General features: G+C 70.5%; 7 protein-coding genes. 6 read left to right on the forward strand and 1 reads right to left on the reverse strand.

The window, feature by feature from the left end; translation table 11 throughout:
• Nucleotides 1-3 precede the first annotated feature (3 nt).
• The 6 genes from IO24_RS0122160 (at nt 4) to serA (ending at nt 10,092) form a co-directional block, all read left to right on the forward strand.
• On the forward strand, nt 4-954 hold the full coding sequence (locus IO24_RS0122160) for a 2-hydroxyacid dehydrogenase (RefSeq protein WP_031137986.1): 951 nt from the start codon (nt 4-6) through the stop codon (nt 952-954).
• A gap of 436 nt (nt 955-1,390) precedes the next feature.
• A complete protein-coding gene (locus IO24_RS0122165) occupies nt 1,391-4,402 on the forward strand; it encodes a putative bifunctional diguanylate cyclase/phosphodiesterase (protein WP_031137989.1) in 3,012 nt (1,003 codons plus the stop codon).
• A 230-nt stretch (nt 4,403-4,632) separates the two neighbouring features.
• A complete protein-coding gene (locus IO24_RS0122170) occupies nt 4,633-6,480 on the forward strand; it encodes an acetolactate synthase large subunit (protein ID WP_031137991.1) in 1,848 nt (615 codons plus the stop codon).
• Nucleotides 6,481-6,506: 26 nt separating this feature from the next.
• The gene (gene ilvN / locus IO24_RS0122175; RefSeq protein ID WP_030851453.1) at nt 6,507-7,031 is read left to right on the forward strand and encodes an acetolactate synthase small subunit; all 525 of its coding nucleotides are present in this window, start codon (nt 6,507-6,509) and stop codon (nt 7,029-7,031) included.
• 122 nt (nt 7,032-7,153) lie between these two features.
• A complete protein-coding gene (ilvC, locus tag IO24_RS0122180; RefSeq protein WP_031137995.1) occupies nt 7,154-8,152 on the forward strand; it encodes a ketol-acid reductoisomerase in 999 nt (332 codons plus the stop codon).
• Between the two features lie 350 nt (nt 8,153-8,502).
• Entirely contained in the window at nt 8,503-10,092 is a 1,590-nt protein-coding gene (serA, locus tag IO24_RS0122185; protein ID WP_031137997.1) for a phosphoglycerate dehydrogenase, read from the forward strand.
• 36 nt (nt 10,093-10,128) lie between these two features.
• Here the strand turns inward: serA and IO24_RS0122190 are convergent, their stop codons facing one another.
• Nucleotides 10,129-11,670: an MFS transporter gene (locus tag IO24_RS0122190; protein ID WP_031138000.1), complete on the reverse strand. Its 1,542-nt coding sequence runs from the start codon at nt 11,668-11,670 to the stop codon at nt 10,129-10,131.
• Between the last annotated feature and the right edge of the window lie 82 nt (nt 11,671-11,752).

The following is an 11,752-nucleotide window of genomic DNA, read 5'->3' on the forward strand; positions in this document are numbered from 1 at the left end:
AGCATGACTGCTGACGTGTGGCTGCCCATCCCGCCGGACGAGATCGAGGGCCTCCCCGAGGGCCCGGACTACCGCTTCTGGGACGGCGAGGAGGACTTCCCCGCGGACCCGGCCGACTGCGCCTTCTACGTCGTCCCCTACATGAAGCCCAGCCCGCTGTGCGTGCGCCCCATGGGGCGGATGGGCAACGTCCAGGTCGTGCAGACCCTGTCCGCCGGGATCGACCACGTGGAGCCGGGGCTCGGGCACCTGCCTCCGGGCGTGCGGCTGTGCAATGCGCGCGGGGTGCACGAGGCCAGTACCGGCGAGCTCACCCTCGCGCTGATCCTGGCCTCGCTGCGCGGGATCCCCGACTTCGTCCGCGCGCAGGACCGGGGGGAGTGGCTGGGCGGCTTCCGGCCCGCGCTCGCCGACAAGAACGTCCTCATCGTGGGATACGGCTCGATCGGCGAGGCCATCGAGGACCGGCTCGTTCCGTTCGAGGTGGCGCGGGTGGCGCGCGTCGCGCGCTCCGAGCGCACCACGGCGCGCGGTCCGGTGCATCCACTCACCGCACTTCCCGCGCTGCTGCCGGAAGCGGACGTCGTCATCCTGTCCACGCCGCTCACCGAAACCACCCGCGGCCTGGCCGGAGCCGACTTCCTGTCGCGGATGAAGGACGGCGCGCTCCTCGTCAACGTCGCCCGCGGCCCCGTCGTCGACACCAAGGCCCTGCTCGCCGAACTCGAGAGCGGCCGCATCACCGCCGCCCTCGACGTCACCGATCCGGAGCCGCCGGCGCCCGAACACCCCCTGTGGCGTGCGCCGGGGGTACTCATCAGCCCCCACGTCGGCGGACCCACCTCCGCGTTCTTTCCGCGCGCCAAGCGGCTCCTGGTGGACCAGTTGAACCGTTATGTGAACCGGGAGCCGCTCCGCAACGTGATCCTTACGACGGGTGCCTCAAGCGACTGAAAGACCTTCGAGTACCGTCCGCAATCCTTCGGACGCGGTGGGTACTCATCTATCTATTGATCGTTACGGAGCGTAGAGAACCTATGTCCCTGAGTGACGAGACTGGTGTATCGTCCCGACAGGGGCTGCGCCGGGGACTGTTCGGCGCCGGGGACGGACACTTCGGACTGTGAGGGGGGCGACAGGCGATGCACGGCCTTTGGACGAGCGATCCGACGGGGCGGGGCGGCCGGCGGCGACCCTGGCGGACGGCCGCGAGCGGACGCGGTCACCACGCCGATCACGGCGGCCACCACACCCACCACAGTGAACGCAACAGCGGGCACCACACCGGACACAGCCATCACCACCGCAGGCCCGGCAGTCGCAGAAGGCATGACCAGCCGGTCCACCGGGGCCCGCGGGACCCGGGAGCGGCGCGGACCGGGAGGGACCGGTGAGCGCGCCCCCCACCCCCACGCTGGACGGAGCGCTGCGGGCACAGCCTCCGTCACAGAGCGCGCTGCTGCCTCGCACGCCGGTCGCCGGCCACCGGCCGGGTCCGGCCCTCCAACTCGTCCTCGCCCTGACCTGCGCGGGATACGCCGTCGGTTCCGCGCTCGGCTGGGGTTCGAACGAAGTGGCACTGTTCATGGGCGACTTCGGGCTGAGCGCCGCGGCCGCCACCGCCGCCGTCTCGTGCTTCGTCTACGCCCGCAGCCCCCGCACCCGCTTCCGGCCCGCCTGGCTGCTGTTCGGCCTCTCCTCGGCCATGGCCGCCCTGGGCAACCTGGTCTGGGGGTGGTACGAGGTGGTCCTGGGACTGCCCGTGCCCAGCCCCAGTTACGCGGACCTGTTCTTCCTCTGCTTCGCGCCGCCCGCGATCGTCGGGCTGCTCGTGCTCGCCAAGCGGCCGGTCACCAAGGCCGGCTGGGTCTGCCTCGGGCTGGACGCCTGGCTGATCGGCGGATCGCTGCTGACGCTGGCGTGGAGCCTCGCCCTCGCCCAGGCCGCGAAGTCCGAAGGGGCGGGCGTGGCGCACATCGCGCTGTCGCTGGCGTATCCGCTGCTCGACATCGCGCTGGTCAGCATGGTGCTCGCCCTGCACTTCAGGCGGTCCGCGGTGAACCGCTCCGCGGTCAACACCGCCATCGGCGCCCTCGCGCTGACCGTGATGTGCGACGCCCTGTTCACCTCGCCGCTCATGCACCACGACTACCACTCCGGCCAGCTGCTCGACGCGGGCTGGTTCGCCGGTTCGCTGCTCCTGGCGTACGCCCCGTGGGCCGCGCCCCGCGCGGAGGGCGACCGGCACGGCCAGGACCGGCACGGCGCGACGGGGCACACCCGCGTGGTGCACGAGCACGTGCCGGGGCAGCGCAGCGGTCTCCACCACCCGATGCCCCTGCCGGGCGCCGAGCACAGCCGGTACCCGGCCGCCCGGCCCATCTCCGGCTCCCTCGCCGCCCTCACGCCGTACCTCGCGGCCGCCGTGTGCACCCTGGGGATCCTCTACAACGTCCTCAACGGCCGCAGCGTCGACCGCGTGGTCCTGCTGACCGGGGGCACGGTGGTGCTCGCGCTGGTCGTGCGCCAGGGCATCATGCTGCTCGACAACATCACCCTCACCCAGGAACTGGCCCAGAAGGAGAACCACTTCCGCTCCCTGGTGCAGGGCTCCAGCGACGTCATCATGATCGCCGCGCCCAGCGGCGTCCTGAGGTACGTCTCCCCGGCCGCCGCCGGTGTGTACGGCCGCCCGGCGGAAGAGCTGGTGGGGAGGGAACTGGCCCATCTCATCCACCCCGAGGACCTGGGCTGCGTCGTGCACGAGGTGCGCAGATTCCTCGCCGCCAACCCGGTCGAGGAACCCACCACGCGGATCGAGTGCCGCTTCCGCTCGGGTGACGACGGCTGGCTGAACGTCGAGTCGACCGTCAACCGTCATCACGGCGGCCTCATCTTCAACAGCCGGGACGTGACCGAAAGGGTGCGCCTGCAGGCCCAGTTGCAGCACAACGCCGAGCACGACCCACTCACGGACCTGCCCAACCGCGCCCTGTTCACCAAGCGCGTCCAGCACGCCCTCTCAGGCCGCCGCGCCTCCGACCGGGGTGTGGCCCTGCGGAACACGGCCGTGCTGTTCATCGATCTGGACGGCTTCAAGGCCGTCAACGACACGATCGGGCACCAGGCCGGGGACGAACTGCTCGTCCAGGCCGCCCGCAGACTCCAGGAATCCGTCCGGCACGGCGACACCGCGTCCCGGCTCGGCGGGGACGAGTTCGCTGCCCTGATCACCGGGGACAACACCCGCGACCGGGACGCCCGGGAGCGGCACATCCTGGAGCTCGCCGACCGCCTCAGGACGACGCTGTCCCAGCCCTACCTGATCGACGGCAACGATGTCCGTGTCAACGCCTCCATCGGCGTGGCCTTCGCGGAAGCCGGCCTCGGCGCGGGCGAACTGCTGCGCAACGCCGACCTGGCCATGTACCGCGCCAAGGCCGGCGGCAAGGGCCGCGTCGAGCTGTACAAGCCGCAGATGCAGCAGGACGTCGTCCGCAAGGCCGAGCTCGCCACCCGCCTGCGGGCCGCGCTGCACGACGGAGAGTTCGCCCTGCTGCACCAGCCGGTGGTGTCCTTGGAGGATGGCCGGATCACGTCGGTGGCCGCGCAGGCCCGCTGGCGCTCCTCGCAAGGGGTGCTCTTCACCCCGGCGGAGTTCCTGCGGGTGGCCGAGGACGGCGACAAGACCGCCGAGCTGGGCCGGTGGCTGATCGAGGAGGCCGTCGAGCAGGCCGCCGAACGGCACGCGACCGGGCTGTGCGTGCCGGTCGCCGTACGGATGAGTGCCCGCCGGCTGCTGGACCGGTCGATGCCGTTCGGCACGATCGAGGCGCTGCTCACGCGGCACGGGCTGCCGTCCGGGTCGCTGATCATCGAGCTGTCCGATGCCGACCCGAGGGTCTCCCTGGACGAGCTGGAGCGGCGTCTGAGCGCCCTGCGGCGGGTCGGCGTACGGATCGCGCTCGACGGGTTCGGCAGCGGCTACGCGGCGATCACAGCCCTCCGGCGGCTCCCCGTCGACGTCCTGAAGCTCGACCGCGGTCTGGTCGACGGCGTCGTCGAGTCGGCGCGCCTGCACAAGATCACCAGCGGGCTGCTGCGCATCGCGGGCGACCTCGGGATGAAGTCCGTGGCCGAAGGGGTGGATCTGCCCGAGCAGGTCATCGCCCTGCGCGCGATGGGCTGCACGCACGGGCAGGGCATGGCGTTCTCCGGGCCGCTCGACGAGTACCGGCTCCGCCGGGCGCTCGCCGCCGGCCGGTATCCGGTGCCGAACGGGCCGTCCGAACCGGCGTTCGCGGGCGGCGCCCCGCGGGTGTACAGCTCGGGTGTGTCCGCCGTCATCGGAGGCGGCACGGTCCTCCGCTCACATAATGAGACTCCCGTCCCACCCACTTGACAGTGAGTGCGTGCCGGGGGGAGGGTCAGTGCCATGCGCACCCGAATTCTCGTACTTGGAAAGCGCGTCGGCTGACGCTGAGCCTCGACCGCTCAGCGACCCCACCCGGCGCGCTCCCCTCGCTTGCCTTATGGCACGAGGGGTTTTTTGTTGCACAGGCGCCTGTCGTGCAGCAGCCGAAGACCGCACAAACCTCGCATAAACCCTCAGCATCTGAGAAGAGAATGCCGATGACCGAGCAGGCCACCGGGGCCCACCACCCGCAGCCCCGGCCCCGATCCGGAGGACACCACTCCGCCCCCGAGCAGGTGACGGGCGCACAGTCCCTCATCCGCTCTCTCGAGGAGGTCGGCGCCGACACGGTATTCGGCATTCCCGGCGGTGCGATCCTCCCGGCCTACGACCCGCTGATGGACTCCACCAGGGTGCGCCACGTCCTGGTCCGTCACGAGCAGGGCGCCGGTCACGCCGCCACCGGCTACGCGCAGGCCACCGGCAGGGTCGGTGTCTGCATGGCCACCTCGGGCCCCGGCGCCACCAACCTGGTCACCCCCATCGCCGACGCGCACATGGACTCCGTGCCGCTGGTCGCGATCACCGGCCAGGTGGCGTCCAAGGCGATCGGCACGGACGCCTTCCAGGAGGCGGACATCGTCGGCATCACCATGCCGATCACCAAGCACAACTTCCTCGTCACCAAGGCCGAGGACATCCCGCAGGTCATCGCCCAGGCGTTCCACATCGCCTCCACCGGCCGTCCCGGCCCGGTCCTGGTCGACATCGCCAAGGACGCCCTCCAGGCCAAGACCACCTTCGCCTGGCCGCCCGCCATGGACCTGCCCGGCTACCGCCCGGTGACCAAGCCGCACGCCAAGCAGATCCGCGAGGCCGCCAAGCTGATCACGCAGGCCAAGCGGCCGGTGCTGTACGTCGGCGGCGGCGTGCTCAAGGCCAAGGCCACCGCCGAGCTGAAGGTCCTCGCCGAGCTGACCGGCGCGCCGGTCACCACCACCCTGATGGCGCTCGGCTCGTTCCCGGACAACCACCCGCAGCACCTGGGCATGCCCGGCATGCACGGCTCGGTGGCCGCCGTCACCGCTCTGCAGAAGGCCGACCTGCTCGTCGCCCTCGGTGCCCGCTTCGACGACCGCGTCACCGGCAAGCTGGACAGCTTCGCCCCCTTCGCCAAGATCGTCCACGCGGACATCGACCCGGCCGAGATCGGCAAGAACCGCGCCGCCGACGTGCCGATCGTCGGGGACGCCCGCGAGGTCATCGCCGACCTGATCCAGGCCGTCCAGAAGGAGCACAGCGAGGGCCACCAGGGCGACTACAGCGCCTGGTGGAAGGACCTGAGCCGCTGGCGCGACACCTACCCGCTCGGCTACGACCAGCCCGCAGACGGCTCGCTCTCCCCGCAGCAGGTCATCGAGCGCATCGGACAGCTCGCCCCCGAGGGCACGATCTTCGCGGCGGGCGTCGGCCAGCACCAGATGTGGGCCGCGCACTTCATCGACTACGACAAGCCGGGCACCTGGCTGAACTCCGGCGGTGCCGGGACGATGGGCTACGCCGTTCCGGCCGCCATGGGCGCCAAGGCCGGAGCGCCGGAGCAGGCCGTCTGGGCGATCGACGGCGACGGCTGCTTCCAGATGACCAACCAGGAGCTCACCACCTGCGCCCTGAACAACATCCCGATCAAGGTCGCCGTCATCAACAACGGCGCCCTCGGGATGGTCCGCCAGTGGCAGACCCTCTTCTACAACCAGCGGTACTCCAACACCGTCCTGCACTCCGGCCCGGACGACGTCAACCCCCAGGCCCGCGGCACCCGCGTCCCCGACTTCGTGAAGCTGTCGGAGGCCATGGGCTGCTACGCGATCCGCTGCGAGTCCCCGGACGACCTCGACAAGGTCATCGAAGAGGCGAACTCCATCAACGACCGCCCGGTGGTCGTCGACTTCATCGTCCACGAGGACGCGATGGTGTGGCCGATGGTCGCCGCCGGCACCTCCAACGACGAGATCATGGCCGCCCGGGACGTCCGCCCCGACTTCGGCGACAACGAAGACGACTGAGAGCCGCAGGTAAAGGAATCAGACCCATGTCCAAGCACACGCTCTCCGTCCTGGTGGAGAACACGCCCGGCATCCTCGCCCGGATCGCCGCCCTGTTCTCCCGCCGTGGCTTCAACATCGACTCCCTCGCGGTCGGCGTCACCGAACACCCCGACATCTCCCGCATCACCATCGTCGTGGGGGTGGAGGACCTGCCGCTGGAGCAGGTGACCAAGCAGCTCAACAAGCTCGTCAACGTGCTGAAGATCGTCGAGCTGGAGCCGGCGCAGGCGGTGCAGCGCGAACTCGTTCTGGTGAAGGTGCGCGCCGACAACGAGACGCGCTCCCAGATCGTCGAGATCGTCCAGCTGTTCCGCGCCAAGACCGTCGACGTCTCCCCGGAGGCCGTCACCATCGAGGCCACCGGATCCGGCGAGAAGCTGACCGCGATGCTCAAGATGCTGGAGCCGTACGGCATCAAGGAGCTCGTCCAGTCCGGCACGATCGCGATCGGCCGCGGCGCCCGTTCCATCACGGACCGGTCGCTGCGCGCCCTGGACCGGTCGGCGTAACACCTGGAAACGGGCGGCCGGCGCGCCGTCGGCCGCCCGTATTCCGAGACCCTCACGCTTCCCTTCCGCCCCCCGTCATACGGTGGGACGCAACACCTGCACTCCCGAGGAGAGAACCCAAAGTGGCCGAGCTGTTCTACGACGCCGACGCCGACCTGTCCATCATCCAGGGCCGCAAGGTCGCGGTCATCGGTTACGGCAGCCAGGGCCACGCCCACGCGCTGTCGCTCCGTGACTCGGGTGTCGACGTCCGCGTCGGTCTGCACGAGGGCTCCAAGTCCAAGGCCAAGGCCGAGGAGCAGGGCCTGCGCGTGGTGAGCCCCTCGGAGGCCGCCGCCGAGGCCGACGTCATCATGATCCTCGTCCCGGACCCCATCCAGGCCCAGGTCTACGAGGAGCACATCGCCCCGAACCTGAACGACGGCGACGCGCTGTTCTTCGGCCACGGCCTGAACATCCGCTACGGCTTCATCAAGCCCCCGGCCGGCGTCGACGTCTGCATGGTCGCCCCGAAGGGCCCGGGCCACCTGGTGCGCCGGCAGTACGAGGAGGGCCGCGGCGTTCCCTGCATCGCCGCCGTCGAGCAGGACGCCACGGGCAACGCCTTCGCGCTGGCCCTGTCGTACGCGAAGGGCATCGGCGGCACCCGCGCCGGCGTCATCAAGACGACCTTCACCGAGGAGACCGAGACCGACCTGTTCGGTGAGCAGGCCGTTCTCTGCGGTGGCACCGCGGCGCTGGTCAAGGCGGGCTTCGAGACGCTGACCGAGGCCGGCTACCAGCCGGAGATCGCCTACTTCGAGTGCCTGCACGAGCTGAAGCTGATCGTGGACCTCATGTACGAGGGCGGCCTGGAGAAGATGCGCTGGTCGATCTCGGAGACCGCCGAGTGGGGCGACTACGTCACCGGCCCGCGGATCATCACGGACGCCACCAAGGCCGAGATGAAGAAGGTCCTCGCCGAGATCCAGGACGGCACCTTCGCGCAGCAGTGGATGGACGAGTACCACGGCGGCCTGAAGAAGTACAACGAGTACAAGAAGCAGGACTCCGAGCACCTGCTGGAGACCACCGGCAAGGAGCTGCGCAAGCTCATGAGCTGGGTCGACGAGGAGGCGTAAGCCGCCTGCCCGGGTCCTGCCGTCATCTTCCCGTCGTCCGCCCGGAGGGCGTGCCAGGCGTCGCCGGGCAGGCGGGAAGGTGACGGCAGGACCCGAGGGGCCGGAGCATTCCGCTCCGGCCCCTTCGGCGAACCCCGGGTAACGTCGGTGGTACGGCGTTGTCCATCCCGTCCGGCCACGGACGGGTGATCCTTCCGCAGCGGCACAGGACGATGCCCCCGGCGCCACTAGACTGCTGCACACATACGCGTCAGGCCCACAGCGTCGTGCGTCTTCCACGCGGCCACCACCCTCCACCGCCTGCGGCCGTCGGGACGGCCGTCCGCAGCACTGGACTTGTGAGGACTCACGTGAGCTCGAAACCCGTCGTACTCATCGCTGAAGAGCTGTCGCCCGCCACCGTCGACGCGCTGGGCCCGGACTTCGAGATCCGGCACTGCAACGGCGCGGACCGGGCCGAGCTGCTCCCGGCCATCGCCGATGTGGACGCGATCCTGGTCCGCTCGGCCACCAAGGTCGACGCCGAGGCGATCGCCGCCGCGAACAAGCTGAAGGTCGTCGCACGAGCCGGCGTCGGCCTGGACAACGTGGACGTCTCCGCCGCCACCAAGGCCGGCGTGATGGTCGTCAACGCCCCGACCTCCAACATCGTGACCGCCGCCGAGCTGGCCTGCGGTCTGCTGGTCGCCACGGCCCGCAACATCCCGCAGGCCAACGCCGCGCTGAAGAACGGCGAGTGGAAGCGCAGCAAGTACACCGGCGTCGAGCTGGCCGAGAAGACCCTCGGTGTCGTCGGCCTCGGCCGCATCGGCGCGCTCGTCGCGCAGCGCATGTCGGCCTTCGGCATGAAGGTCGTCGCCTACGACCCCTACGTGCAGCCGGCGCGCGCCGCCCAGATGGGCGTCAAGGTTCTGTCGCTGGACGAGCTGCTCGAGGTCTCCGACTTCATCACCGTCCACCTCCCCAAGACCCCCGAGACCCTCGGTCTGATCGGTGACGAGGCGCTGCGCAAGGTCAAGCCGAGCGTGCGCATCGTCAACGCCGCGCGTGGCGGGATCGTCGACGAGGAGGCGCTGTACTCCGCCCTCAAGGAGGGCCGGGTCGCCGGTGCCGGTCTCGACGTGTACGCGAAGGAGCCCTGCACGGACTCCCCGCTGTTCGAGTTCGACCAAGTCGTGGCCACCCCGCACCTCGGCGCCTCCACCGACGAGGCGCAGGAGAAGGCCGGTATCGCCGTCGCCCGCTCGGTGCGTCTCGCCCTCGCCGGTGAGCTCGTGCCGGACGCGGTGAACGTGCAGGGTGGTGTCATCGCCGAGGACGTCAAGCCGGGTCTGCCGCTCGCCGAGCGGCTCGGCCGGATCTTCACCGCGCTCGCCGGTGAGGTCGCGGTCCGCCTCGACGTCGAGGTCTACGGCGAGATCACCCAGCACGATGTGAAGGTGCTGGAGCTCTCCGCGCTCAAGGGTGTCTTCGAGGACGTCGTCGACGAGACGGTGTCGTACGTCAATGCCCCGCTGTTCGCGCAGGAGCGCGGCGTCGAGGTGCGCCTCACCACCAGCTCCGAGGCGACCGAGCACCGCAACGTGGTCACGGTGCGCGGCACCCTCGCCGACGGCGAGGAGGTGTCGGTGTCCGGCACGCTGGCCGGCCCCAAGCACCTCCAGAAGATCGTGGCCGTCGGGGAGTTCGACGTCGACCTCGCGCTCGCCGACCACATGATCGTGCTGAAGTACGAGGACCGCCCCGGTGTCGTCGGCACGGTGGGCCGCATCCTCGGTGAGGCGGGCCTCAACATCGCCGGCATGCAGGTGTCGCGGGCGGCGGCCGGCGGCGAGGCGCTGGCGGTGCTGACCGTGGACGACACGGTGACCGCCGGTGTGCTGGCCGAGGTGGCCGCCGAGATCGGTGCGACCTCGGCTCGCTCCGTGAACCTGGCCTGACCTTCCGGGGGCTGCCGCCCCCGGACCTCCTGTTCCTCACACGCCGGACGGGCTGAGTTGATCAGCCTGTCCGGCGTTTTCCCGTACCCGTACCCGTCGCAGGGTCAGCACCGCCGCTGCCGCCGCACCGGCCAGCAGCACCGCGCCCGTGACCGCCGCCGCGTGCATGCCGCTGGTGAAGGCCTCACGTGCCGCCGTCGCCAGGGCGTCTCCCGCGCGCCCCGGGAGCCGGTCGGCCACGGCCAGGGCGCCGCCCAGGGTCTCCTGGGCCGCGGCGGGGGCCGAGGAAGGGATCTCGTGGCGGTAGACGGCCGTGCCGATGGAGCCGAGGAACGCCATGCTCAGTGCGCCGCCGAACTCCGTGCCGGTCTCCAGCACGGACGACGCCGCGCCCGCCCTCTCCACCGGAGCCGAGCTCAGGGCCAGGTCGGCCACCTGGGACATGACGGTGACGATGCCGCAGGCCAGGACGGCGCACGCGGTCAGCAGCAGCCAGAGGGAGTCCGTACCGGCCAGGGCCAGCATCAGGTAGCCGCACGAGGTGACCGCGAAGCCTCCGCCGACGACGTACGCGCGGGGAACGCCCCGCTGCACGAGGTGGGCGCCGACCGGAGCCGCGAGTGCGATGGGCACCGACGGCAGCAGGCTCCACAGCGCCGCCTCCAGCGGGCCCTTGTCGAGGACCGACTGGATGTACTGGGTCGTGAAGTACGCCGATCCCATCATGCCGAAGGCGGCGACGAGGTTGAGGACGACGGACGGGCTGAAGCCGCGGCCCCGGAACAGCTCCGGCGGGATCAGCGGGGAGGCCGCCGTGCGCTGGCGGTGGACGAACAGCGCGGCGAAGAGCAGGCCGACGGTCACCGACATCACGTACCGCACGTTCCAGCCCTCGGACGCGAGTTCCTTCAGGCCGTAGATCACGGGGAGGACCGCCGCCATCGACAGGGGCACGCTCAGCAGGTCGAAGCGGCCGGGGCCGGGGTTGCGCGACTCGGGCAGCAGGACGGGTCCCAGGGCCAGGAGCAGCAGCATCGCGGGCAGGTTGACGAGGAAGACCGAGCCCCACCAGAAGTGCTCGACGAGCACCCCGCTCATCACCGAGCCGAGCGCGATGCCGGCCGTCATCACGCCCGACCACACACCGATCGCCTTGGTGCGCTGCGCGGGGTCGGTGAACATCGTGCGCACGAGCGCCATCGTGGACGGCATCAGCGTCGCGCCGCCGATGCCGAGCACCGCGCGGGCGGCGATCAGGGTTTCGGCACTGGTGGCGTAGGCCGCGACCAGGGAGGCCGTACCGAAGGCGGCGGCGCCGATCAGCAACAGCCTGCGGCGGCCGATGCGGTCGCCGAGCGAGCCCATCGTCATCAGCAGGCCCGCCAGCACGAAGCCGTAGATGTCGAAGATCCACAGCTGCTGGGTGGCGCTCGGCTCCAGGTCGGCGCTGATCGCGGGGATCGCGAAGTAGAGCACGGACACGTCCATCGAGACCAGCAGCAGCGGCAGCATCAGGACGCCGAGTGCCGTCCATTCACGGCGGCCGGCGCGGACGGGAGGGGGTGGGTTCGTCGTCATGAGCAGGACTGTACGAGCGTGTTAGACGTCTGTCTAGTACGCCTGTTTAAGACGGTCGTCTGGATCGGGGAGTAGGGTGGCG

The sequence above is a fragment of the Streptomyces flavovariabilis genome (assembly GCF_000725785.1).
GTDB classification, from domain to species: Bacteria; Actinomycetota; Actinomycetes; order Streptomycetales; family Streptomycetaceae; genus Streptomyces; species Streptomyces hawaiiensis.

What these genes read in the sequence shown, in the direction of transcription:
- IO24_RS0122160 (WP_031137986.1), top strand. Translation starts at nt 4, where the DNA reads ATGACTGCTGACGTGTGGCTGCCCATCCCGCCGGACGAGATCGAGGGC.
- IO24_RS0122170 (WP_031137991.1), top strand. Translation starts at nt 4,633, where the DNA reads ATGACCGAGCAGGCCACCGGGGCCCACCACCCGCAGCCCCGGCCCCGA.
- ilvN (WP_030851453.1), top strand. Translation starts at nt 6,507, where the DNA reads ATGTCCAAGCACACGCTCTCCGTCCTGGTGGAGAACACGCCCGGCATC.
- IO24_RS0122190 (WP_031138000.1), bottom strand. Translation starts at nt 11,670, where the DNA reads ATGACGACGAACCCACCCCCTCCCGTCCGCGCCGGCCGCCGTGAATGG.